This is a genomic window from Haloarcula sp. JP-L23, assembly GCF_011602445.1.
Taxonomy (GTDB): domain Archaea; phylum Halobacteriota; class Halobacteria; order Halobacteriales; family Haloarculaceae; genus Haloarcula; species Haloarcula pellucida.
The window spans coordinates 729,759-751,896 of record NZ_CP050014.1 but is presented as its reverse complement, the minus strand read 5'-3'; the positions used below and the strand labels follow the sequence as shown (position 1 = coordinate 751,896).

Below are 22,138 nucleotides of genomic sequence, written 5' to 3'. Positions count from 1 at the left end.
GTCGTTCGAAGGTGGGTCAGGCCGCGGCGGGGTCGCTGACGACCGCTCGCTCCCGAGGGAGTCGGACCGTCGCCGTCGTCCCGTCGCTCGTGTCGAAGGCGAGGTCGCCTTCGAGCGTCTGGACCGACCAGTGAACCAGCCACAGACCGATGCCGCTCCCGTGGTCCAAATCCGTCTCCTGCCCCCGTTCGATCACCGACAGTTCGTGTTCGGGGACGCCGGGGCCGTCGTCGGCGACGGTGAGAACCACGTCGTCGCCGTCGGCGTGGGCACGCACCGAAACTGTCGCGTCGGGGACGTGCTGCAGCGCGTTCTCGACGAGGTTGGTGACGACGACGCCAAGTAACACTGGCTGGGTCCGGAGCGTGAGGTCGTCGGGTACCTCGACGCTGACCGGCCCGTCGTACTCCTCGGCGAGCGGCCTCACGGTGTCCTCGATGCGTTCACGGAGGGCGACCGGTTCGATATCTTCGGCGTCGACGCCGGCCGTCGAGAGCGTGCGGGCCTTATCGCCGGATTCGACGAGGCGGTCGACGGCCCGTTCGATGGTCGCGGCGTGGTCGGCCGGTTCGCCCTCCAGTTCCGCCGCCAGCAACTCGGCGCGGGCCTGAATGACGACGCTCTCGTTTCGGACGTTGTGGCGGAGAAAGCGGTTCAGCACCGCCAGTCTGCGCTCGCGCTGTATCTCGTCGGTGATGTCCTGAAAGACGGCGGTGTACCCCAGATGGGTGTCGCCCGCGTCGCGTAACTCCGTCTGCTGGACCTTGTAGACGTCCCGCCGGCCGCCGTTCTCGACGGCGAACCGGTCGTAGGCCTCGCCGACGGTAAACGTATCACCGACGAGCAGTCCGTCCAGCGGGTCGGTCAGCGCCGACTGCTTCTCGACGCCCAGCATCGACTCGGCGGCCGGATTGAGGTTTACGATGCGGCCGTCGACGTCGACGATGGCCACCGGCGTCGCGATGTCGTCGATGGCCGCCCGCTCGCCCGCCCGCCGAGTCGCCGGGTGGAACTCGAACATGTCACTCCGGGCGAAGGCGTACGAGTCGAGCGCGATGTGCGGGAGGAACGCCAGCGTCGTCAGGTTCGCCGTCGGGCCGATGCCCAGCGCCCACACCAGCACTGCGAGGCCGGGCGGGACCGGACTCAGTCCGACGGCGATGGCCTCGCGGCGGTACAGCGGACCGTAGCTGATGACGGTGTCGAACACCAGCACCGTCCCGAACATGACGAACAGCATGGCGACGAAGACGACGACGTACCCCAGCGGCTGGAACGTGTACTGGACGAGCGAGGCCCCGTCGACCGTCGTCAGGCGGAAGCCGTCCCACAACAACGCGTGCAGCGAGTTCGTCAACGCCAACAGGGACGCGACGGCCGGGACGGCCGCCAGCCCGCGGAACAGCCGACTCTCCAGTATCGTCGTCCGACCGGTGTATCCCAGCGCGAACGCGAGGAAGAAGAACCCGATCCACACCAGACACACCCACGTCACCGCCTCCAGTCCCCGGCGGACGAGCGGCGTCGAGACGAGGACGGCGACGCCGTAGGTACCACACCAGACGGTGATGGTCGCGATGGTCGCGACGAACCACTTCGCACCCGGCTTGTCCCAGTGTTCGCGGAGTTGAGCCAACAGATACAGCGACCCCACCCCCGACGCGAACGAACCCAGTGCGAGCCAAGGGACAGCGCCGACCATGGCACATCGTGGGTTCGCTCCCTGTTTATGGTTCCGGGGCCCTCGCGGACCGAGGGAGACGACGCTGTTTTGTCACACCTCTGCCTAGCCAGCGTGTGACCGCCGTCGACGACTGGGTTGCGCTGCTGGAATCCGAGGGGGAACTTACCCCGGAGGCAGTGACAGCTATCGTCGACGCCCACGGCGACCGCGGACAGCGCGCCATCGAGGCCGTCGGCGAGAGTCGCGTCAAAGGCTATCGCGATTTCACCGTCGTCGTCGGCTACGAGGACGAGTACATCGTCGAGGACGGCGGGTGTCACTGCGCCGACGCCGAGTACAACCTCGACAGCGAGGACCCCGACGACCTGTGCTGGCACGCCATCGCCGTCCGCATCGCCGAGGCCATCGACGCCGTCGACGACCACGACATGTGGTACTCGGACGTCCGGGACTTCCTCTAGTACCTTTTTACTTCGGCGGGTGTCCTCGCTCACTTCGTTCGCTGTGGGCACCACTCCTCGCAAAAACTTGGGGAAAACTGCCGAACTCGCGTCGACGCCGCGAGTTCGGTGACCTGCGTGAACAGCGTGAACGCAGGGCTCGTCAGAGCGTCGCTCTGACGGTGAAACCGCGCCTCCGGCGCGGTATGCCCTCGATGGTGTGCCTGCCCTTCCCCGAGTCGGCCGACAGAGCGGCCTCCCGGCCACCGCAACCGCGACGACAGTCTACCGCTGGTCGACGCAGTAGTCGACGTAGTTCCGCAGGATGCGCAGGCCCGTCTCGCCCGACTTCTCGGGGTGGAACTGGGTACCGAAGACGTTGCCGGCCTCGTTGGCGACGATGGAGGCGAAGTCGACGCCGTAGTCGGTGGTGGCGACGACGGCGTCCTCGTCGTCGGGGACGGCGTAGTACGAGTGGACGAAGTAGGCGTACTGGCCGTCGACGCCCTCGACGAGGGGGTGGTCTCGCTGGACGTCGAGTTCGTTCCACCCCATGTGGGGCACCGTCTGGTCGCGAGCAAAGCGGACGTTCTTCCCGGGGACGAGGTCCAGTCCCTCGGCGTCGCCCTGTCCGGCGTGGTCGGCCTCCTCGCTGGTGGTCAGGAGCATCTGCATCCCGAGACAGATGCCGAAGAGCGGTTTGCCCGCGTCGGCCTGTTCGACGAGTGCGTCGCGGAACGGCCCGGCGTTGTCCATGCCCTCGGAGAAGGCCCCGACGCCGGGGAGGACGATGCCGTCGGCGGCGTCGAAGTCGGCCGGGTCCTCCGAGAGCGTGACGCTCGCGCCCGCGCGTTCGAGGCCGCGCGTGACGCTCCGGAGGTTCCCCAGGCCGTAGTCGACGACGACCACCTCGGCGGCGGTCTGTCTGGTGTTCATGTGCGCGAGTAGGCCGAGGCGGGCTAAGTGCGTTCCCCTTCGGACAGGTTTCGCCAGCGAGTGCGGCGTGTCACCGAACCCGTCCAGCGCGAGGCGTCGCTAGAAGTCCCCCAGCCGTCGCTGTCCGCTCTCGCCGTCGGAAAAGTCGGCGGCCTTCGCTAACGTCGACGCGAACGTCTCCTTCTGGCTGGGGTCGTACAGCGTCGCTGCCGGGTGGACGCAGACCATCACGCGCCGCGGTTCGCCCTCGATTGTCACGTCCACCACGTCGCCGGCCTCGCCGGTGACCGCCACGTCCCGGCCCAGCAGGTGTTCGGCGGGCACCTTCCCGAGCGTTATCACGAGTTCCGGGTCGACGCGGTCGATTTCGGCCTCCAGATACTCGCGGCAGTTGTCGAGTTCCTGCTTGTGCGGGTCGCGGTTCTCCGGCGGGCGACAGCGCACGCAGTTCGTGATGCGGACGTCGCCCCTGTCAAGCCCCACCTCGCGCAGGCCGTCGTCCAGTACGTCGCCGCTACGGCCGACGAACGGTTCACCCTGTTCGTCCTCGTTGGCGCCGGGCGCCTCGCCGACGAACAGCAGGTCCGCGTCGGCCGGTCCGACGCCGTTGACGATTCGGGACCGCGACTCGCAGAGCGCCTCACAGCGCTCGCAGGCGACCACGTCCAGCCCGTCCATCTGCTCCATACCCGTCGTTCGGCCCGGGTCGTATCAAGACCGGCGGTTGTCGGTCACTCGGCGTCGACAAGCCCACGGGCGGCCAGTCTGGCGACACGCAGTGGTTCGGGCCGGCCGCCCTCCGGGGTGAACGCGCGGACCACGTCGGCGGCCGCGTCGTCCTCGATACCGACCGCGCGGACGTACACCGTCTCGCCGTTGACCGTGACCGGGCGGCGGTCTGGCTGGGCGCGGTACGTGTCGAGGCGGTCCCTGACGGTCTCGGGGTCGTCGAACGCTTCGCGGATGGCGTCCGCTAAGCCGGTCGAGGACTCGAACGTGACCGAGATGGTCGGCAGGTCGGTCCGGCCCTGAATCGCGTGCAAATCGAGGACGTTGAACCACGCCGGCGCGATGCCGGCGACCAAGAGATAGCGGACGTCCTCACGGTCCAGTCGGTCGACCATCGCACAAATAGTCTCAGTCGCGTCGCGCCCGCCGACGGTGCAGGTGTCGAAGACGAACCCGTCCACGACGCGACTGGCGCGGACGACGGTACCGGCGAGGTGACTGGTCGAGTGCCGATACGACTCCGCGATGCCGAGCGCACGAGCGCCGGCTTTCACGTGTTCGTGTTCTCGTCCTCCTTGATGTCTTTCAACCGGTCGAGTAATTCGTCGTTCGACGCGGTAAATTCGTATTCGACGGCGCCCTCGTGGGCGTTCTCCTCGGCGTCAAGCCCATCCTCGTCGTCGAACTCTGTGTCGTACTCCTGATTGTCTTGTTCCGACTCGTCGTAGCTCCCGAACCCCATGGTACGTGTACAACTATGTAGTTCACCGTGAAAAATCACTCGCCGTTTCGAACGGGGAATCGTGTATCTCACGCATGGGCGCGAGAGAGGGCAGTATCGACCAGAAGCGGCGGACGGGTTACAGCGACTCGCGCGGGTCGACGTTGCGGTTGCCGGCGTGGGCGTCGGCTCCCTCACTCGGCGTGGCCCACCGGACGGCGTTGTCCAGTACCTGCTGGACGTCCTCACGGTGGTAGATGGGATACGTCTCGTGGCCCGGACGGAAGTAGAAGATGCTGCCGCGACCCCGCTGGTAGCAACACCCGCTTCGGAACACCTCGCCGCCCTCGAACCACGAGGTGAAGACGAGGCGGTCGGGTTCCGGGACGCCGAAGGGTTCGCCGTACATCTCGGCCTCCTCGATGACCAGCGAGTCGTCCAGTCCGTCGGTGATGGGGTGGCCGGGGTCGACGACCCAGCACCGTTCGCGCTCACCCTCCTCGCGCCACGTCAGGTCACAGGGCGTCCCCAGCAGTCGCTTGAACGGCTTAGAGGCGTGTGCCGAGTGGAGGACGAGCAGGCCCATCCCGTCGTAGACGCGTTCGGCGACCCGTTCGACCACGTCGTCGTCGACCTCGTCGTGGGCGACGTGGCCCCACCACAGCAACACGTCCGTCTCGTCGAGTACCGACTCGGTGAGGCCGTGCTCCGGGTCGTCGAGCGTCGCCGTGCGGGTGTCGTGACCCCGTTGGTCGAGCGCCTCGGCGATAGCCGTGTGGATGCCGTCGGGGTACACCTCGGCGGCGTCCCCGCCTTCCCGTTCGTGGACGAACTCGTTCCAGACTGTGACGGATGCCATGTGGTGACCCTCCATCCCTCGACGTATAGCTTCGGCGACTGGGACGGACAGACTCGACGCCACCGCGCCGCCACAAACACTCAAGCGACTCCCGCCACACGGCACGGACATGGAGGTCCACAACGTCACCGCCGACGCCGAGACGTTCACCTGTAACGCCTACCTCGCCATCGGCGAGCGCACCACGCTCGTCGACGCGGGCGCGATGGAGGGCGTGGTCGACGTGATTCGCGAGCACACCGACTCGCTGGACGCCGTCGTCCTGACCCACCAGCACGGCGACCACGTCGAGCGACTGGACGCGGTGCTCGACGCGTTCGACGCGCCGCTGTACGCCTACGGCGAGCACGTGCGCCGGGACCACGCCATCGAGGACGGCGACGAACTGCTCGTCGGCGACGAGGCCTGCGACGTGGTGTACACGCCCGGCCACGCCGACGACCACGTCTCACTGGTCTCGGCGAACTCGCTGTTCTCGGGCGACGTGGTGGTCCACGACGACGGCGCGTTCGACGACGGGTCGTTCGGCCGCACGGACTACCCCGGCCAGTCCCGCGAGCGACTCATCGAGAGCATCCGAGAACTGTTAGACCGGATGGGCAACGGCGTCGAGCACATGTACTCGGGCCACGGGAGCGTCTTCCACGGCGACGTGCGCGAGGTGGTCGAACGGGCCTTAGAGCGGGCCGAGCGCCGCGAGCCGAAGTACCCCGACGAGTGAGAGTCGGCAGAGAGCGCCGTCGCTGGGCGTGTCGCGGCGACCGCCGACCGGAAACGGGCGGCGAGTGAGAAGCGAGACGGTCTCAGGCGCTGCGCGTCTCCTTCGCCTTCGGGCGAAGGTTGCCGTAGCCGCACTTCCGGCACTGCTGTGCGCGCTGGGGGTTCCGGGCGTTACAGCGCATGCAAATCTGTTTGTTCAGGATTCGATCTGATGCTTCCTCGAAGCTAGCCATGCGAGTCGGTTGCCAGCGTGGCCGTTTAAGCTTTGAGTTTCCGACCGGCGCGGTTTTCAGGCGAGCGACCCTCCTGCCCCCATGTACGACCGAGTCGCGGACCTCCCGCTGCACGTCGAGAACTGTACGTTCGAGTTGCGCGAGCGAGCCACTTCCAGCGGATTCGATAGAGCGACGACCACCATCGAACTGGCCGGGGCCGACGAGACCGGTCGGGGCGAGGACGTCACCTACACCAACGAGGCCCACGAGACGCTGGTCGACCACGACGTCGATCTGGCGGGCGAGTACACGCTCGATTCGTTCTCGGCGGTGCTCGACGACGCCGACCTCTGGCCGGAGCCCCCGGACGAAGAGCGGTTTCGCCACTACCGCCGGTGGGCGTTCGAGAGCGCCGCGCTCGACCTCGCGCTGAAGCAGGCCGACACCAGCCTCGGGGCCGCACTCGGCCGCGAGTACGACCCCGTCTCCTTCGTCGTCTCGACGCGCCTCGCCGAGTCCGAGGGGGACGACCCGCCGACGACCGACCGACTGGACGCACTGCTCGACGTCCACGACGACCTCGCGTTCAAACTCGACCCGACGCCCGACTGGAGTGACGACCTGTTGGCCGCACTCGCAGCGTACGACGTCCGCGTCCTCGACCTGAAAGGGCTGTACGAGACAGCGGGCGTCGAAGTGACCGTCGACGCCGACTTCTACCGCCGCGTGGTCGACGCCCTGCCCGACGCACTAATCGAGGACCCGAACCTGACCGACGAGACGCGGCCAGTGTTCGACGGGCGAGAGGACCGGGTGACGTGGGACGTGCCCATCACGGGCGTCGAGAGCATCGAGGAACTGCCGTTCGAGCCGTCGTGGCTCAACATGAAGCCCTCGCGGTGTGGCACCGTCGAGTCGGTGCTGGAGACGGTCGCACACTGTGAGACGCAGGGCATTCGACTCTACGGCGGCGGTCAGTTCGAACTGGGCGTCGGCCGCGAACACATCCAGGCGCTGGCGTCGCTGTGCTACGCCGACGCGCCCAACGACGTGGCACCGGGCGGGTACAACGACCCGGACCCGTCGCCCGACGTGCCGGGCAGTCCGCTCGCGCCACCGACCGACCCGCGCGGTATCGGCGTCGGGTTCGGCGACCCGGATAAATAATGGTTAATCTACAAGACCGTTGGCGTGGTAACTCACCACATGCGCTGTCCGAACTGCCGCGAACGAATCGACGACGTCATCGAGGCAGAGACCCGCAAAGCGTGCCCGCACTGCGGTGCGTCGCTTCGTGACCCGGTAATCAGTTGACTCACTCCTCAGCCAGATAGTCGTCCTGCACGGCGACGACGGCCGAGGAGTCCGCACAGTCGGCGTAGCGGGCGAGCGGTTCCTCGTTGAGTTCGAGGAAGGTGTGGCCCCACGAGAACTTCGAGAGGATCTCCTCGGCGTGGTCGCGTTCGCCGAGGATACACAGCGCCCCGGCGAAGGCCTCGACGGTGTTCAACTGGAACGCCGTCCCGTAATTTACGGGGTTGCCGGCGACGAGGAACGGAAGGGAGCGGTGGACGCCCTGTAAGTCGAACGCCTCGCGTTCGGCCGTCTCCCACGAGCAGTCGAGTGCCACCAGTCTGCTGTGGCGGGCGCCGTCGCCCGCCGTCGGTGCGTCCGCCGGCGAGAGGGCTTGCTCGGCGAAGGGATTGAGGACGATACCCGGCGGTGTCGAGCGGGTCGCCCGGTGCAGTTCGGCGAGGTCGAAGCGTGCGAGTTTCCGGGCGCTACACTTATCAGGGTCGTCGTCACCCTCGTAGCGAACGTGCAGTTCCACACCGTCAGTTCCACCTCAGCGGGCAAAAGCGGCTCGTTCGCCGGGTCGATGTCAACCACCCTTAAGTATCGGTAGGTATAGATGCAACTGTGATTGGGGAGGGGACGGTAGCGCCGACGTTCGAGTTACCGGCGCTCGTCGACGGTGAGTGCCGACGGGTCGCCCTCGAGGAGTACCTGGGCGACGACGTCGTCATCCTCGCGTTCTACCCGGCCGACTTCAATCAGGCCTGTGACGAGACGTCGTGTGACCTCGACGAACTCGACCTCTTTACGATGCAAAAGGACGTCACCATCCTCGGCATCAGTCCCGACTCGGTGTACAGCCACCGGGCGTTCGCCGACCACTACGACCTCAAGGTGCCGTTGCTGGCCGACACCGCCGGCGACGTCGCAGCGCAGTACGACCTCGGGGTGGTCGACGACATCGGCCAACACCTGCTCGAACGGGCCGTCGCCGTCGTCGACCACGACGGCGTCGTCCGGTACGCGTGGCACACCGACGACCCGACGGCACTCCCTCGCGTCGAAGAACTGAAAGACGCCATCGCCGACACCGGCGGCGACGACACCGCCTTCGCCCGCTACCGCATCGGCTACGCCCACTACACCGAGGGACGGCGGGCGTTCACCGCGGCGATGAACGAGTTCGGTGACTCCGAGTGGATGCTGGCCCAGTCGGACTTCCAGCGCGCCCGCGAGGCGTTCGAGGAGGCCGAGTCCCAGTTCGACACCGCGGTTCGGTTCGTCGACGACGAGTCGCTGGAACCCATCTACGACGGGGCCCGGACGAAAGCCAGTTCGCTGTGGCAGGCCGCCGACTGGCTCACGCAGGCTGCCAGTGCCTACTCCAGTGGGAACGGTGCCGAGGGACAGGAACTCCGCGACGACGCCGAGCGACCGCTCGAAACCGCCCGAGGGTACGAGGAACCGCCGGACCCGGACGGCGAGTGGCCGCCGGCAGTCGACGACGTAGAGAAAGCCGAGGCGGAGCTATCGACCATCCTCCCGACCGCTCCGGAGACGGAGGACGTGGCACTCGACGTGGACATCGACGACGAGGTGACCGAGACGAGCGACGCCGCGGACGAGAGCACAAACGTCACCGATAGCCCGGCACCGACGACGGGCGACTCCCAGACGGCGGCGTCTGATACGTCCGGAACGGTGGCGTCCGCGGACGGCGAGGACGGCGAAATCGACGACGACGAACTGGCCGAGATACAGGCCGAACTAGCGGCGAGTACCCCCGAGTCCGAACCATCGACGGAGGCGGGGGCCGAAGAGCCAGCGACGATGGTCGAGACACTGCCGGGGGCCGCCGAGGACGACGGCCCCGATAGTGACGACGAGGCGACCGACGGCTCCGGGGACAGCGACGGTGCGGCGACCGTCGATGACGAGACGGCCGTCGACGGTGAACTGGACCTGACCGACCCCGCGTCCGACGAACGCGAGGGCGACGGAGGCGACGATGACTGACGGCGACGAGACGCCGGCCGACCCCGCTCGCGCCTACTACCGGGCGCTGGACGAGGGCGACTACGACCTGCTGACCCGACTGCTCGCGCCGGAGTTCGTCCACGACCGGCCGGACCGGACCATCGAAGGCCGCGAGCGGTTCGTCCAGTTCATGCGCGAGGAGCGACCCCAGACGGACACCACCCACCCGATCGACGGGGTCTTCCGACAGGCGGACGGCAGCGGCGTCGCGGTGCGCGGGCGGTTGCTCGACGCCGACCGCGACCCAATCGCCCGCTTCGTCGACGTGTTCCAGTTCGCCGAGGGACACATCGAGCGAATCGAGACGTACACGAAGTGAGACGCCGATTTCACCGACAGGGAGAACGTGTCGCGGCGGCCGAGTCAGTACCGACGGACCGGTATCGGATCAGCAACGGTAACGCGTAACACAGGGCTAGACGGGGTACGGCCGTCATACTATTCCATCGCGGCGCCGGGTTCTGCCGTCGCCCGGTGAGCATTAGGAAGCGTTTATTTATACGTTCCAGACGGGTGTGAGTAGTGCATGGCGAGACGGCCGAGTCCCCATAGCGAACCAGCGTCCGAGCGCCACCACGGGTCATTCCGCCTCAGAGACGGTGCGAAAGGGCTGGTGACGTCGGCGTCGAAGGTGCTGCTGGTCAGAGAGCGCCACGCCGACGGGACGCCGTTCTGGACGCTCCCCGGCGGCGGCGTCCATCGACACGAGGACGCGGCCGAGGGACTCCGGCGCGAACTCGGCGAGGAACTCAACTGCCGGGCCCGAGTCGGCAGGCCGGTGACAGAGTTCTGGTACGCCCACGACAGCCTCGACGACACCGTCTCGGTGTACACGGTGTTTGACTGCTCGGTCCTCTCGGAACCGGAAGCCGACCAGCGAGAAGGCATCTTCGAGTGTCGGTGGGTCGACCCCGACTCGCTCCCGGCGTCGACGCTCCCGCAAGTGCGACACGTCTGTCAGCAGATGGCCGACCTGTCGGCCTCGACCGCGGGTGACGACTGACTGTTACTCTTTCTCGCCGGCGCCGACGGCGCTCTCGCCGACCGGCGCAGAGCCCTCGATGACCGCTTGGCCGCCCATGTACGGCCGGAGCGGTTCTGGCACAGTCACGGTGCCGTCCTCGTTCTGGTAGTACTCGAGGATGGCGACCATCACGCGGGGCACCGCGAGGCCGGACCCGTTGAGCGTGTGGAGGTACTCCGCGGACTCGTGGCGCTCGGGTCGATAGCGCAGGCCGGCCCGCCGGGCCTGAAAGTCCTCGAAGTTCGAGACGGAGGAGACTTCCAGCCAGCGGCCGCCGACGTCCGGGCCGTCCGCCATGTCGTCGCCGGGCGACCAGACCTCGATGTCGTACTTCTTGGCCTGTGTAAAGCCCATGTCGCCGGTGCACATGTCCAGCACGCGGTAGGGCAGTTCGAGGCGGTCGAGTACCTCTGCGGCCTCCTCCAGCAGCGATTCGAGGCGGTCGTAGCTGTCCTCCGGGCGAACGAAGTTGACGAGTTCGACCTTGTGAAACTGGTGGACGCGGACGTACCCGCGCGTCTCGGTGCCGTGTTCGCCGGCCTCGCGCCGGAAGTTCGGCGAGAACGCCTGATGCTTGACCGGCAGATCGTCGTCCAGCAGAATCTCGTCGCGGTACATGTTGGTGACCGGGACTTCGGCCGTCGGCAGGAGCCACAGGTCGTCCTCGTCGTAGTCGTCGTCCTGTCGCGCCCCGACCCGATAGGCGTCGTCGTCGAACTTCGGCAACTGGCCGGTCCCCTCCATCGACGCGGAGTTGACGGGAATCGGCGGGAGGATGTCGGAGTATCCCTGTTCGCGGTGGACGTCCAGCATGAACTGGATGAGCGCGTGCTCTAAGCGCGCGCCCTCTCCCTTCACGAACTGGTAGCCGCCACCGGTGACCTTCGCGCCACGCTCGAAGTCTAAGATGTCCAGTTCCTCGCCGAGGTCGTAGTGCGGGATTACCTCCTCGGGGAGGTCACGCAGGTCGTCGAACCCCTCGCGGTAGGCCTCGACGTTGTCGGCCTCGTCCTCCCCGGTCGGTACGGACTCGTGGGGGACGTTCGGCAGTTCCAGCAGCGCCGCCTCCAGTTGGGACTCCAGTTCGTCGGCGCGGTCCTCGACCGCCTGCAGTTCGTCTTTGAGTTCCTGCGAGCGGTCGATAGCCTCCTGGGCTTTCTCCTCCTCGCCCGCCTGCTTGTACTCCCCTATCTTGCTCGAAATCTCGTTGCGCTCCTGTCGCAGGCCGTCGCCTTTCGCCTTCAGTTCGCGCCACTCCTCGTCGATAGCCAGAATCTCGTCGAGGTCGACGCCCGTGACGCCCTTGCGTTCGATGGCGTCACGGACCGTCTCGGGGTTCTCCCGGACGAACTGTCTCGATAACATGGCCGACGGTTCTCGACGGCGGAAATTAGGCGTGTCGGTCCTAGCATTCACGGCAGGCCGGACCCGGAGAGGGGAAGTGAACAGCCAGAAAGCCCCCGCTCGCTGTTCGGCGTCGTCCCGTCGGGACGACGACCGACGGCCGTTCCCAGCGAACACAACCGTTTTCCGCACCCCAATCGCCACCCTACCTATGGCAATCGGTGACGTGTACGAGGCCGAGGCGTGCGAGGACGTCTACTACGTCGACACCGGGATGTACGACGTGCCGGAGTACGGATCGGTGTACATCGTCGACGCCGAGCGACCGGCGCTGGTCGACACCGGTCTGGGCACCAACTACGAGCGCATCCTCGATGCGATGGCCGAAGTGGGTCTCGCGCCCGAGGAGTTGGAAGTCATCGCGCTCACGCACATCCACCTCGACCACGCCGGCGGGGCCGGGTTTCTGGCCGAGGCGTGTCCGAACGCGACGGTGTACGTCCACGAACTCGGCGCCCGCCACCTCGTCGACCCCGAACGAATCTGGGAGGGGACGAAAGGTGCCGTCGGCGACCAGATAGAACACTACGTCGAACCGGAACCGGTTCCCGAGGACCGTCTCGTCGAGATCAGCGGCGGCGACGAGATCGACCTCGGCGATCACACCTTCGAGGTGGTCCACGCGCCCGGCCACGCCCCGCATCAGGTCGTCTTCCACGACCCGACGATAGACGGCGTGTTCACCGCCGACGCCGCGGGTATCTACACTCCCTCGACCGACGAGATGCACGTCACGAGTCCGCCGGTGAACTTCGACCTCGAACAGGCACTCGACGACGTCGAGACCATCGCCGAACTGGGCCCGGAGACGCTGCTGTTTGGCCACTTCGGCCCGGCACCGACCGGCGACAAACTCGACGTCTACGCGGAGATGCTCGCCGGCTGGGTGGCCGCCGTCGAGTCGAAACGGGCGGAACTGGGCGACGACGACGCGGTCGTCGACCACTTCGTCGAGACGGTCGAGACGCCGGACATCTGGGGCGAGAGCAAGGCCAGCGCGGAGGTGGCGATGAACGTTCGGGGCATCATCGTCGCGCTCGACCGAGACAACTAAGAGTCGAAGCGGGCGACAACGGTACGTTCGGCCGGAGTGAGTGCGTTTATACAGGGGGGTACCCTTGTCCGGGCTAGATGGAGGACAGCAGTGGCTGGTAGCTCGACACTCCTGATTCCGTTGGTCGCCGGCATCATCGGGCTGGGCGTCCTCGCACAGGTACTCGCCGCCCGGTTGCAGGTCCCGAGTATCATCTTCTACCTGCTGGTCGGTGTCGTCATCGGCCAACCGGGACTCGGCCTCGTCGGGAGCGAGACGTTCGGGGGGGCGCTGTCGGCAATCGTCGGCCTCGCCGTCGCCATCATCGTCTTCGAGGGGGCCTACCACCTCCGGTTCGAGCGCATCCGTGAGGCACCGACCGCGACGTTCCGACTGGTGACGGTGGGGGCCGCCATCGCGCTCGTCGGTACTGCCGTCGCCGTGAAGTTCGCGTTCGCCGACGAGGCCGTCTCGTGGAACCTCGCGTTCCTCATCGGGGCGCTGCTGGTCGCGACGGGGCCGACGGTCATCACACCCATTCTGAACGTCGTCCCGGTCCGTGACCGGGTCGCGACGGCCCTGGAGACGGAGGGCATCGTCAACGACGTGACGGCGGCCATCATCGCCGTCGTCGTCTTCGAGACGGTCAACCCCGGTGCGACCAGCGACGGGTTGTTGCAGGCGTTCGCGCTCCGGCTGGGGACGGGCCTGCTCGTGGGGCTGGTCGTCGCCGGCCTGCTGTACTACTTCCTGCAGTACATCGACCTCTCGCCGGGGGACGCCCCTCGGAACTCCCGACTGCTGGTGCTCGCCGGTGCGCTGGTGGCCTACGCGGCCGCCAACACCATCGCGACGGAGGCCGGCGTCGCCGCCGTCGCCACGGCCGGGATAGCGCTGGGGAACGTCGACCACCCATACGAGGAGGACATCGAGTCGTTCAAGGGCGACATCACGCTGCTGGTGCTGTCGTTCGTCTTCATCGCGCTGGCGGCCCAGTTGAGTCTGGACGCCCTCATCGACGTGGGACTGGCCGGCATCGCCGTCGTCCTCGCCGTCGCGCTGGTCATCCGGCCCGTACTCGTCTTCATCTCGACGGTCGGCGACCGCTTTACCCGAGCCGAGAAGCTGTTCGTCAGTTTCGTCGGGCCGCGCGGCATCATCCCGGCGTCCGTCGCGACGCTGTTCGCCGTCGAACTGAACAGCGTCGCCGAGGAGCGGCGAGCGGAGGCCACCAGCGTAAGCGGCGAGGAGGCGGCGGAGCTACTTGCACAGGCGGAGTTACTGACCAGCCAGGCCGAGATTCTGCTCGGAACGGTGTTTCTGGTCATCTTCGCGACTGCCCTGCTGGAAGGCGGGCTAGCGCGATACATCGCGGAAAAACTGGACGTGATACCAATGCGAGTCATCATCGTCGGCGGCGGAAAGGTGGGCCGGGCGCTCGCCGAACGCCTCGAAGACCGAGGCGAGAACGTCGTCATCATCGAGGAGGACGAAGAGATAGTCGAACGAGGGCGCAACGAGGGGTACACCGTCGAAATCGGTGACGGTACCGATACGGACGTGTTGCGCTCTGCAGGCGCGGACAACGCCAAGACCATCGTCGCCGCCACCGGGGACGACGACGCGAACCTGTTAATTTCACAGCTAGCGAGTTCGAAGTTCGACATCGACCACGTCATCGCCCGGGCGAACAACCCGGACAACGTCGAGGCGTTCGAGGACCTCGGGGTCCGGACCATCTCCTCGGCGATGGCGACGGCATGGGCCATCGACAACCAGATAGAACGGCCCGCCATCGCCCACTGGATGACCGACGTGGGGCGGGTCGGCGACGTTCAGGAGGTCGAGGTCCGCAACGACAAGTTCATCGGCGAGGCCGTGCGTGACGTCGGGCCGATGCTCCCGGAAGCCTGTCTCATCGCGCTCGTCAGCGGCGAGGACCACACGGAAGCGCAGGTGCCGACCGCCGACTACGTCCTGCAGAAGGGCGATATGGTGACGCTACTGGGTCGCCGAGAGTCGGTGCGCGACGGTATGCGGATGGTCGGTGGCGACTAGTCGGAGAGCTTTTCGACCGACTCCGCGTCGACGCCTTCGGTCCACGGGGACTGCCCGCCGTCGCCGTCGGTCTTGTACGTCCCGCGAGCACTGGCGACGTGGTGGTCGTCAGCGTCGTACACTTCTACGTCGACGACGGCGACGCTCCCGCCGTTTCTGACGACCTCGGCCGTCGCTCGCAGGTCGTCCGTCGCGGGCGCGAGATAGTCGATGCGCATGTCTACCGTCGGGGAGATACGCTCCGACAGCGAGACGACGGCGGCCCCTCCGACAGTGTCGACCAGCGAGTACGTAACGCCGCCGTGGGCGATGCGAGCGTTGGGATTCGAGGAGTGTTCGTCGCGTAACGGGAGGCGTGCCTCGGCGTGTCCGTCACCGACGTCGGTTAGCTCTATCCCGAGTTCCTCCACGAACGGGATGTCGTTGAACAAGGTCTGCAGGCTCATACCGAGCGGTGTATCGCCGTCCGTATAAGTCACAGCGAACGCGAAACAACCGAAGAGACGTGGTCGATGGTGTGTCCACCGACAGATGCCATGCCTCGTCGTCCGCCGTCGTCGGATGACGACGAACGCTGACAGCCCCCGGCACCGGCAGTATGAGACGCATTACGTGTAAGTATTTCTATTATTTCTCTCATCAGATATACAACGACACCGCAAAGTCGGCAAAGGGGTACCTCTTTGCCGACTGGATTGGAGAACCCACTAGAGGCATGGGGCCACTCATCGACCAACTCGAACAGTTCGGCTTCTCTCAGACGGAAGCAGAAACCTACCGAGCGGTGCTGGAACTCGGTCAGGGGACAGTCGGGGAGGTCGCGACCGCGGCGGACCTCTCGAAGGGGTACGCCTACGAGGTCATCGGTGACCTGCAGGAGCGAGGCGTCGTCACCGTTGACGACCACCTCACACCGACACAGGTCAGAGCCCAACAGCCAGAAGAGACGGTGCGGGACCTGGCGGCCGGCCTCGACCGACTGGAGTCGTCCCTGCGAACCCACTACTCACACACCGACCCGGACCACCCCGAGGTAGAGGTCATCAAGTCACGTCAGCCGGCCGGCAGACGGCTTCGGCGGGCAATCGAGGCCGCCGAGACCGAACTGTACCTCTCGGTACCGTACCCGGCGCTGGAACGGGTCGTCGACGTGCTCGAAGCGGCCGTCGGCCGCGGCGTGTTCGTCCTGCTGTTGCTGAGCGACTGTGACCCGGCGTCCGTCACCGACGACGTCGAGGGCCGGGTCACCGCGGCCCGGCGTTGTCCGTACGACATCCCGTTCGCGACGATGACTGACGGCGGCACGGCGATGGTCGGTGACGCCGGCGTGCTGTACGGCGAACACGACCGGACGGAGTTCGCGCTCCTCGTCCGCAACAGCCCGAAACTGTCGGGCGCGGTCGGCGCGTTGTTCACGAACTTCTGGATGAGCACCAGCGAGGCCTACGTCGCCCCGCCCGACGACCTGCCGGCGACGTACGACAGTTTCACCGAGGCCGTCTTCCAGACGACGTTGCACCTGCGGGGGGGAAGCGACCTGTACGCGACGGCCGAGTTGCTGTCCGGGGCGACTATCGAGGGCCACATCGTCGACGTCGAGCAGAGCCTGTTAGGCCCGATGACCGCACAGTTCCCGCTGCAGAACACGATCGTGCTGTCGACGGCGGACGGGACGGTAAGCGTGGGCGGCCCCGGCGCGTTCGTCGAGGAGTACAGCGCCGGCGTGGTGCGGTTGCGGCGAGCGGACGACAACTGAGTTACCAGTCCCCGCTCCAGCAAAACCGGAGGTGGTCTGCGGCGTCTTCGACGGCGTCGGGCACCGTATCCAGCGACCGTGCGAGGTCCCGGACGAGCAGTGCGTCCTCGACAGCGAGGTCGTCGAACGCCCGCGAGGTGACCGCGTGGCGGCGGTCGTCACACTGTGATTCGATGCCCGCGATGCGGTCGACGGTCCCCGAGACGTGGGGCGACGGACCGGCGGTCGTCAGTGACTGGACGTAGCCTCGCGTCGTCGAGACGAGGAGCCGAGTCGCTCTGGCCGCCAACGCGGCGACGTCGGTAAACGTCGCTAGCGTCTGCGGGTCGAGTTCGGGCGAGACAGCATCGAGGTCACGGACGAACGTCTCGGCCGCGTTCGGTATCTCGTCGATACAGGCGTACAGTTCCACCAGCGCGTCCGCCCGGAGGTAGACGTCCGTGAAGTTCGGTGTCGCTCTGGCGATGTCGGTCCGGAGCGACCGGAGATGGTCGTCACAGGCCGACTCGCGGTCGGCGAGTTGCGTCGTCAGTGCCTCGCGCCGCGCCGGGTCGTCGTCGTACGCGGCGAGTATCTGTGGCAGCAACAGGACGCAGTCGGCGACTGCATCGAGATAGGTCGCCGTTCGTGTCGTGACGGTGTTCGCGTACTCCGCTGTCGGTATTGCCATCACCGACCTGTTTCGAAATCCCAGTTGAAAACGCTACTATGACCGATATATAGCCGTACAGCGACCGACCGAGAGCTATCCGAGCGTCGTCGTCATCGATCCGCCGGTCGGTCGGTGGTGCGACAGCGACAGCGGTTCGATCCTGACCGTCCCGCTGGACGTCGCGGTAAATGGCACGAGCGTCGGTCGGAACGAGTCCGGGACGGTCAACGACGGTGCGATGCGGTGCCACGTCGTCCCGTCCGTGCTGTACCGGCCGACACACCGACGGCCGGCCAGTGTCAGTTCGAGCGTGACCGGGAGCGAGACGTCGAGCGTGGTCGTCGGGTCCGGCGGCCGCGAGGGCGACGCTCCTCGACCGATGGCGACCCCGTGGGCCGGTGACGCCCACACTGCGACGATACTCGGATCGTCGGCGGCGCTCTCACCGTCTCTGAGTGCGATGCCGCCACATCCCCACGGGTCTTCCGCCGCGGCGCGAACGACCCTGACGACCCCGACGACGTTGGGTTCGCTATCGTCCATCCGACCACCACCCCCCAATTGCCCACACATACCACACCGGTCACAAGGCGTGATGAAAAATGTTTTCATAAATATTATTGGAGAATTCCGCCAGAGATGCAATCAGCGAGGGGCTACCGGAGAAACCACGTGAACGGTGCAATAAAGAGGGTCGCTGTCCTCGGATGGCTTAAATGGATTCGACAGTCGACCGCCTGACGCAGTTCGGTCTCTCCGATACGGAGGCAGAGACCTATCTCGCGGTCCTCGAACGGGGATCTGCGACGGTCGCGGAGATAGGGTCTGCGACGGACATCTCGACGGGGTACGTCTACGACCTCGTCGAGAGCCTCGCCGAGCGCGGGTTCGTCGTCGTCGACGACCACCGGACGCCGACGCAGGTGCGTGCCGTCGATCCGGAGTCGGCCATCGAGTCGATGACCGAGGAACTGACCGACCTCGAATCGAACCTCTCCGAACGCTTTACCGACACGAAACGGGACTACCCGGCTATCGAACTCGTTCGAGCGAGACAGACGCTCTATCAGCGACTGGAGACGCTCATCGACGGGGCCGACGAGGAGATATTCATGATGGTGCCGGCCCCCGTCGCCGACCGCCTCACCGAACCGCTCGGGCGGGCCCGCGACCGCGGGGTGTTCATCGCCCTCTTGCTCGGCGGGGAGGACCGCGAGACCGTCGACCGGACGGCCGAGGTCGCAGACGTCGTCCGGACGTGGGAACCACCGGTCGAGAGCATCGTCATGATAGACAACGAAGTCTCGGTCACCAGCGACTCCTCGCTGTTGCGGGGCGAACACCGCGACGGCGACTACGGCCTCGTCCTCGAACAGAGTCCGAAGGCGTCCGGGGCCATCGGGTCGCAGTGGTTCAACTTCTGGGCCGCCGGCGATGAGGTCGCCAGCGCGGACCCGCTTCCACTGCCGGCCGAAGACCTCTCGTTCCGACACGGGGTCTTCGTCGCGACCAAACACGCGGCGGAGAAAGACATCGAGGTGACAGTCGACCTCTTCCCGGGGCAGGACCACGGAACGCTCACCGGCACCGTCGCCGACATCAAACAGGGACTGCTCGAACCGACCACCTACGACTTTCCCGTCCAGAACACGCTCGTCCTAGACGTCGACGGCGAACAGGTCAGCGTCGGCGGTCCCGGGGCGTTCGTCGAGGACTACTCCGCGAAGACGGTGACAGTTCGGGAACAGACGGACTGAGTGGCGACGCCACTCGCGTTCACGGGCGCTTTGTGTCCTTGCGACGGCCGGTGGTGCTCGATGGCTACGCGCGTCATCGTGTTCATCGTCGGGTGTGCTCGTGTCGCTCGCACACCGCTCCGTCGTGGTAGCGGTATCAGTGTCAGCGAGCCAGAACGCCCCACCCGTAGCTGGCTACTCGAACGGGCCGGGTGGGAGAACGGGGCGACTGGCTGTCTGAATCGCGCTGCTCCGTGACTGTCTCGTCACTCCCCACCGCCGCCGTGCGGTCGTCGCCTACAACGCTCGTCGCAACGAGATCGTGACAGTGTTGCCGCTCTCGTCTGCGGTGTGGTCGATGCTCCCGCCAGCCAGGTCGACGATCCAGTAGACGAGCCAGAGGCCACAGCCACGGCTGTGGTTGACAGCCGTCATCTCGTGATCGCCGAGCAAGACTCGCCGGTCGTACTCCGGGATAGCCGGAGCCTCGTCGGTGACCGACAGTTCGACGTCGTCAGCCGTCGTTCGGACGCTGACGGTGACGGTCGGGCGGTCCGAGCGGGCGTGGCGGATACTGTTCTCGACGAGTTCTGCGACCACGATCGACAGTTCCCCGGGCCCCTCGACGATGACAGACTCCGAAGCCGCGGTGTCGATGGTCGCGTCGGGGTACTGGTCGCGGAGGGGTGCGACCGCGTCTCTGACCGCGGCAGCGACATCCGTCGTCGTGGACTGTGGCATCGTCGTGAGGACGTTCACGATGTCGCGTTGCTTCTCGGCCGTCTCCAGAAGCGTCTCGCCCGCCCGCCGAATCATCGCAGTGCGGTCCTCGCGTTCGCCGTCGAGGTCGGCTTCCAGAGCCGCCGCGTTGCCGAGGACGACGTTCAACTGATTGCGGACGTTGTGCCGGAGGAAGTTGTCGATGACGAGCAGTTGGCGTTCCCGACGGCGCCGGTCGGTGACGTTTCGGCTGAACCCGGCGATACGAACCACCTCGCCGTCCCGAACTATCGGTTCGCCTTGCACCCAGAGCCAGCGGTTGTAGTCAGTCGACGGATTGACTCGCATCACCAGGTCGGTCTGAACCCCGTTCGAGAGGCGGTCCATCGCTTCCTCGGCGACCTGCCGGTCCGGCGGGTACACGGCCTCGAGGAAGCTCTGTGGGTCGCTCTCCAGTTCTTCGATGGGGCGACCGAAGACGTCCTCGTAAGCCGGGTTACAAAACAGGAGTTCCGACCAGTCGCCGTCGAACATCCACAGCACGTCGTCGGTCGTGTCGGCGAGTTCCTGCAACCGCTCCCGCGTCGCTCGGCGGTCGCGCTCGGCCTCGACGCGGTCGGTGACGACCCGCGAACTGACGACGTACCCGCTTAGCTCCGAGTCGGTCAGGTTCGACATCCGACTCTCGAGCCAGACCCACGACCCGTCGCTGGCCCGATGGCGGTAGGTCGCGGTGTCGGCAAGGAACGCCTCGTCAGTCCGGACGATCGACTCGAACTGCGTCTGTACCTCGGCGCGGTCTTCAGGGTGGATGTACTCGAAGACGTTCTGCCCGACGAGGGTGTCGGGGTCGTACCCGAGGATACGCTCGGCCGCAGCGTTTGCGTACGTGTACGCCCCCGATTCGTCGAGCACCGCGACCTTGTCCTGCGTGTAATCCAGCAGGATCGCCGAGGGGGCCGTATCGTTCATTCTAGTCACGTACTCGTAGCGAAGACCCAAAGTACCGGCGGCGAGCACAGCGCTCGCGGGAACTCGGCGGCATCGACCGGTACAATCATTCCACAGGCGAGCGAACGGCGAGCCATGGACCTCGCACACGTCGCCGTCTGCGTCTCGGACCTCGACCGCGCGATGGCGTTCTACGAAGCGCTCGGCTTCGAAGAGACCCACCGATTCACGCTCGACGGCGTCGAGAACGTGTATCTCGGTCAGGACGGTGACCCGTCCCTCCAGTTGCGCTACGACGCCGACCGAACGACGCCCATCGCGCCGACCCGGGCCGACGTCGACCACATCGCCTTCACCGTCGACGACGTCGAGGCCCAGTTCGAAGCGGCCATCGACGCCGGCGGCGCTCCGGTCCTCGAACCGACGGAAATCGAGGCTGCAGACGCCTACGCCGCTTTCATCGAGGACCCCGAAGGGTACACGCTGGAGTTCTACCGCACCCAGTAGCCCCGATGGGGCTACCCGTCTTCGGCACGTAACGCCGCCATGGTCACGCCCGGAGAGATGTACGTCCTCGTCGTGACCGGTTTGGCGTTCATCGCCCTCGCCGTGGCGATTCCGGTCTTGCTCCGTATCGTCGTCGACGGCCGCGAGCGGTGGCGCGAGGGGCCGCCAACCCACGCAGGGGAGGGGGAGACCCCCGGCGAGGGCGGCCAGTCAGCCGACCCGGATCGCCCGCGATGCCCCCACTGTGGCACCGAGAACGACGCCGACTTCGTCTACTGTCGGGAGTGTCTAGAACAGTTGTGAGCGACGCGAGCACGCCCGACGACGAAAAAGGTGGGACGCCAGGACTGGGATTTGAACAGATGGTAGACGTTCCGGGCGTGCAGCCTCACTGGCTCACGGCGTTGCCGTTCGCCTATTCGAGACCCTTCGCTCCGCTCGCGTCTCGTATCGCTCGGCCGTTCCGGGGCTGCGACTACCGTGCTCAAACCCAGTCGCCACCGTTTCAGGACTGCTGGCTCATTCGTCGCTGCCGCTCCTCACTCGCAGTCAGTGGCAGAAAGCGCCAGGACTGGGATTTGAACCCAGAATCCCGAAAGGGAACACGCTTTCCAGGCGTGCGCCTTGCCGTTCGGCCATCCTGGCACGCAACCGAGTGTG

At 66.4% G+C, this 22,138-nt stretch carries 26 protein-coding genes and 1 tRNA gene; 13 read left to right on the top strand and 14 right to left on the bottom strand.

The genetic code is table 11. The features are described from left to right. Positions 1-16: 16 nt before the first annotated feature. Positions 17-1,702, bottom strand: a complete 1,686-nt coding sequence (locus G9465_RS03665; protein ID WP_166967624.1) for a histidine kinase N-terminal 7TM domain-containing protein — start codon at positions 1,700-1,702, stop codon at positions 17-19. Positions 1,703-1,797: 95 nt separating this feature from the next. Here G9465_RS03665 and G9465_RS03660 point away from each other — a divergent pair, with 95 nt between their 5' ends. Then, positions 1,798-2,145, top strand: coding sequence for a hypothetical protein (locus G9465_RS03660; RefSeq protein ID WP_166967622.1), 348 nt, complete (start codon positions 1,798-1,800; stop codon positions 2,143-2,145). A 264-nt stretch (positions 2,146-2,409) separates the two neighbouring features. Here the strand turns inward: G9465_RS03660 and hisH are convergent, their stop codons facing one another. The 5 genes from hisH to G9465_RS03635 form a co-directional block, all read right to left on the bottom strand. Continuing rightward, entirely contained in the window at positions 2,410-3,060 is a 651-nt protein-coding gene (gene hisH, locus G9465_RS03655) for an imidazole glycerol phosphate synthase subunit HisH (RefSeq protein ID WP_166967620.1), read from the bottom strand. A gap of 99 nt (positions 3,061-3,159) precedes the next feature. Beyond that, entirely contained in the window at positions 3,160-3,747 is a 588-nt protein-coding gene (locus G9465_RS03650; RefSeq protein WP_166967618.1) for a uracil-DNA glycosylase family protein, read from the bottom strand. A gap of 44 nt (positions 3,748-3,791) precedes the next feature. Beyond that, entirely contained in the window at positions 3,792-4,343 is a 552-nt protein-coding gene (locus G9465_RS03645; protein WP_166967616.1) for a DUF99 family protein, read from the bottom strand. Further along, a complete protein-coding gene (locus G9465_RS03640; RefSeq protein ID WP_166967614.1) occupies positions 4,340-4,531 on the bottom strand; it encodes a DUF5786 family protein in 192 nt (63 codons plus the stop codon). The genes G9465_RS03645 and G9465_RS03640 overlap by 4 nt, the downstream gene beginning before the upstream one ends. Positions 4,532-4,649: 118 nt before the next feature. Then, entirely contained in the window at positions 4,650-5,369 is a 720-nt protein-coding gene (locus G9465_RS03635) for a ThuA domain-containing protein (protein ID WP_166967612.1), read from the bottom strand. A 109-nt stretch (positions 5,370-5,478) separates the two neighbouring features. Here G9465_RS03635 and G9465_RS03630 point away from each other — a divergent pair, with 109 nt between their 5' ends. Further along, positions 5,479-6,090 carry an MBL fold metallo-hydrolase gene (locus tag G9465_RS03630; RefSeq protein WP_166967610.1) on the top strand — a complete coding sequence of 204 codons (612 nt, stop codon included), beginning with the start codon at positions 5,479-5,481 and terminating at the stop codon, positions 6,088-6,090. A gap of 82 nt (positions 6,091-6,172) precedes the next feature. On the opposite strand, the gene G9465_RS03625 is transcribed toward G9465_RS03630, so the two are convergent. Further along, entirely contained in the window at positions 6,173-6,322 is a 150-nt protein-coding gene (locus tag G9465_RS03625) for a 50S ribosomal protein L40e (RefSeq protein ID WP_166967608.1), read from the bottom strand. An 81-nt stretch (positions 6,323-6,403) separates the two neighbouring features. On the opposite strand from G9465_RS03625, the gene G9465_RS03620 reads away from it, so the two are divergent. Further along, positions 6,404-7,471 (top strand): hypothetical protein, encoded by a 1,068-nt coding sequence (locus G9465_RS03620; RefSeq protein WP_166967606.1) that lies wholly within the window; start codon positions 6,404-6,406, stop codon positions 7,469-7,471. Between the two features lie 148 nt (positions 7,472-7,619). Here the strand turns inward: G9465_RS03620 and G9465_RS03615 are convergent, their stop codons facing one another. Further along, the gene (locus G9465_RS03615; RefSeq protein ID WP_166967604.1) at positions 7,620-8,135 is read right to left on the bottom strand and encodes a DUF367 family protein; all 516 of its coding nucleotides are present in this window, start codon (positions 8,133-8,135) and stop codon (positions 7,620-7,622) included. Positions 8,136-8,224: 89 nt separating this feature from the next. On the opposite strand from G9465_RS03615, the gene G9465_RS03610 reads away from it, so the two are divergent. The 3 genes from G9465_RS03610 (at position 8,225) to G9465_RS03600 (ending at position 10,640) form a co-directional block, all read left to right on the top strand. Then, the gene (locus G9465_RS03610) at positions 8,225-9,616 is read left to right on the top strand and encodes a redoxin domain-containing protein (RefSeq protein WP_166967602.1); all 1,392 of its coding nucleotides are present in this window, start codon (positions 8,225-8,227) and stop codon (positions 9,614-9,616) included. Further along, the gene (locus G9465_RS03605; RefSeq protein ID WP_166967600.1) at positions 9,609-9,956 is read left to right on the top strand and encodes a nuclear transport factor 2 family protein; all 348 of its coding nucleotides are present in this window, start codon (positions 9,609-9,611) and stop codon (positions 9,954-9,956) included. Before G9465_RS03610 ends, G9465_RS03605 begins: the two co-directional genes overlap by 8 nt. 207 nt (positions 9,957-10,163) lie before the next feature. Beyond that, positions 10,164-10,640, top strand: coding sequence for an NUDIX hydrolase (locus G9465_RS03600; protein WP_166967598.1), 477 nt, complete (start codon positions 10,164-10,166; stop codon positions 10,638-10,640). A gap of 3 nt (positions 10,641-10,643) precedes the next feature. Here the strand turns inward: G9465_RS03600 and serS are convergent, their stop codons facing one another. Continuing rightward, a complete protein-coding gene (gene serS / locus G9465_RS03595; RefSeq protein ID WP_166967596.1) occupies positions 10,644-12,026 on the bottom strand; it encodes a serine--tRNA ligase in 1,383 nt (460 codons plus the stop codon). 190 nt (positions 12,027-12,216) lie between these two features. Between serS and G9465_RS03590 the strand changes: the two genes are divergently transcribed. Next, on the top strand, positions 12,217-13,119 hold the full coding sequence (locus G9465_RS03590; protein ID WP_166967594.1) for an MBL fold metallo-hydrolase: 903 nt from the start codon (positions 12,217-12,219) through the stop codon (positions 13,117-13,119). 90 nt (positions 13,120-13,209) lie between these two features. Continuing rightward, positions 13,210-15,156, top strand: a complete 1,947-nt coding sequence (locus G9465_RS03585; RefSeq protein ID WP_166967592.1) for a cation:proton antiporter — start codon at positions 13,210-13,212, stop codon at positions 15,154-15,156. Here the strand turns inward: G9465_RS03585 and G9465_RS03580 are convergent. Continuing rightward, positions 15,153-15,602, bottom strand: a complete 450-nt coding sequence (locus tag G9465_RS03580; protein ID WP_166967590.1) for a PaaI family thioesterase — start codon at positions 15,600-15,602, stop codon at positions 15,153-15,155. The two genes, G9465_RS03585 and G9465_RS03580, sit on opposite strands and share 4 nt — an antisense overlap. Before the next feature lie 269 nt (positions 15,603-15,871). Here G9465_RS03580 and G9465_RS03575 point away from each other — a divergent pair, with 269 nt between their 5' ends. Next, positions 15,872-16,912: a TrmB family transcriptional regulator gene (locus tag G9465_RS03575; RefSeq protein WP_166967588.1), complete on the top strand. Its 1,041-nt coding sequence runs from the start codon at positions 15,872-15,874 to the stop codon at positions 16,910-16,912. A gap of 1 nt (position 16,913) precedes the next feature. Here the strand turns inward: G9465_RS03575 and G9465_RS03570 are convergent, their stop codons facing one another. Together G9465_RS03570 and G9465_RS03565 are read right to left on the bottom strand one after the other, a co-directional pair. Beyond that, entirely contained in the window at positions 16,914-17,582 is a 669-nt protein-coding gene (locus G9465_RS03570; protein WP_166967586.1) for a hypothetical protein, read from the bottom strand. A gap of 75 nt (positions 17,583-17,657) precedes the next feature. Then, the gene (locus G9465_RS03565; RefSeq protein WP_166967584.1) at positions 17,658-18,137 is read right to left on the bottom strand and encodes a hypothetical protein; all 480 of its coding nucleotides are present in this window, start codon (positions 18,135-18,137) and stop codon (positions 17,658-17,660) included. Between the two features lie 143 nt (positions 18,138-18,280). On the opposite strand from G9465_RS03565, the gene G9465_RS03560 reads away from it, so the two are divergent. Together G9465_RS03560 and G9465_RS03555 are read left to right on the top strand one after the other, a co-directional pair. Beyond that, entirely contained in the window at positions 18,281-19,321 is a 1,041-nt protein-coding gene (locus G9465_RS03560) for a TrmB family transcriptional regulator sugar-binding domain-containing protein (RefSeq protein ID WP_166967583.1), read from the top strand. 60 nt (positions 19,322-19,381) lie between these two features. Next, positions 19,382-19,558 (top strand): hypothetical protein, encoded by a 177-nt coding sequence (locus G9465_RS03555; RefSeq protein WP_166967581.1) that lies wholly within the window; start codon positions 19,382-19,384, stop codon positions 19,556-19,558. 39 nt (positions 19,559-19,597) lie between these two features. Here the strand turns inward: G9465_RS03555 and G9465_RS03550 are convergent, their stop codons facing one another. After that, the gene (locus G9465_RS03550) at positions 19,598-20,992 is read right to left on the bottom strand and encodes a PAS domain S-box protein (protein WP_193571731.1); all 1,395 of its coding nucleotides are present in this window, start codon (positions 20,990-20,992) and stop codon (positions 19,598-19,600) included. A 114-nt stretch (positions 20,993-21,106) separates the two neighbouring features. On the opposite strand from G9465_RS03550, the gene G9465_RS03545 reads away from it, so the two are divergent. After that, positions 21,107-21,478: a VOC family protein gene (locus G9465_RS03545; RefSeq protein WP_166967579.1), complete on the top strand. Its 372-nt coding sequence runs from the start codon at positions 21,107-21,109 to the stop codon at positions 21,476-21,478. A 39-nt stretch (positions 21,479-21,517) separates the two neighbouring features. After that, on the top strand, positions 21,518-21,781 hold the full coding sequence (locus tag G9465_RS03540) for a zinc ribbon domain-containing protein (RefSeq protein WP_166967577.1): 264 nt from the start codon (positions 21,518-21,520) through the stop codon (positions 21,779-21,781). 260 nt (positions 21,782-22,041) lie between these two features. On the opposite strand, the gene G9465_RS03535 is transcribed toward G9465_RS03540, so the two are convergent. Then, positions 22,042-22,123: transfer RNA gene (locus tag G9465_RS03535), tRNA-Ser, on the bottom strand. Positions 22,124-22,138 lie beyond the last annotated feature (15 nt).

Coding starts and splice junctions, on each gene's coding strand:
- G9465_RS03665 (WP_166967624.1), bottom strand. CDS start 1,702: ATGGTCGGCGCTGTCCCTTGGCTCGCACTGGGTTCGTTCGCGTCGGGG.
- hisH (WP_166967620.1), bottom strand. CDS start 3,060: ATGAACACCAGACAGACCGCCGCCGAGGTGGTCGTCGTCGACTACGGC.
- G9465_RS03650 (WP_166967618.1), bottom strand. CDS start 3,747: ATGGAGCAGATGGACGGGCTGGACGTGGTCGCCTGCGAGCGCTGTGAG.
- G9465_RS03640 (WP_166967614.1), bottom strand. CDS start 4,531: ATGGGGTTCGGGAGCTACGACGAGTCGGAACAAGACAATCAGGAGTAC.
- G9465_RS03635 (WP_166967612.1), bottom strand. CDS start 5,369: ATGGCATCCGTCACAGTCTGGAACGAGTTCGTCCACGAACGGGAAGGC.
- G9465_RS03630 (WP_166967610.1), top strand. CDS start 5,479: ATGGAGGTCCACAACGTCACCGCCGACGCCGAGACGTTCACCTGTAAC.
- G9465_RS03625 (WP_166967608.1), bottom strand. CDS start 6,322: ATGGCTAGCTTCGAGGAAGCATCAGATCGAATCCTGAACAAACAGATT.
- G9465_RS03620 (WP_166967606.1), top strand. CDS start 6,404: ATGTACGACCGAGTCGCGGACCTCCCGCTGCACGTCGAGAACTGTACG.
- G9465_RS03605 (WP_166967600.1), top strand. CDS start 9,609: ATGACTGACGGCGACGAGACGCCGGCCGACCCCGCTCGCGCCTACTAC.
- G9465_RS03600 (WP_166967598.1), top strand. CDS start 10,164: ATGGCGAGACGGCCGAGTCCCCATAGCGAACCAGCGTCCGAGCGCCAC.
- serS (WP_166967596.1), bottom strand. CDS start 12,026: ATGTTATCGAGACAGTTCGTCCGGGAGAACCCCGAGACGGTCCGTGAC.
- G9465_RS03590 (WP_166967594.1), top strand. CDS start 12,217: ATGGCAATCGGTGACGTGTACGAGGCCGAGGCGTGCGAGGACGTCTAC.
- G9465_RS03580 (WP_166967590.1), bottom strand. CDS start 15,602: ATGAGCCTGCAGACCTTGTTCAACGACATCCCGTTCGTGGAGGAACTC.
- G9465_RS03575 (WP_166967588.1), top strand. CDS start 15,872: ATGGGGCCACTCATCGACCAACTCGAACAGTTCGGCTTCTCTCAGACG.
- G9465_RS03570 (WP_166967586.1), bottom strand. CDS start 17,582: ATGGCAATACCGACAGCGGAGTACGCGAACACCGTCACGACACGAACG.
- G9465_RS03565 (WP_166967584.1), bottom strand. CDS start 18,137: ATGTGTGGGCAATTGGGGGGTGGTGGTCGGATGGACGATAGCGAACCC.
- G9465_RS03560 (WP_166967583.1), top strand. CDS start 18,281: ATGGATTCGACAGTCGACCGCCTGACGCAGTTCGGTCTCTCCGATACG.
- G9465_RS03555 (WP_166967581.1), top strand. CDS start 19,382: ATGGCTACGCGCGTCATCGTGTTCATCGTCGGGTGTGCTCGTGTCGCT.
- G9465_RS03550 (WP_193571731.1), bottom strand. CDS start 20,992: ATGAACGATACGGCCCCCTCGGCGATCCTGCTGGATTACACGCAGGAC.
- G9465_RS03545 (WP_166967579.1), top strand. CDS start 21,107: ATGGACCTCGCACACGTCGCCGTCTGCGTCTCGGACCTCGACCGCGCG.
- G9465_RS03540 (WP_166967577.1), top strand. CDS start 21,518: ATGGTCACGCCCGGAGAGATGTACGTCCTCGTCGTGACCGGTTTGGCG.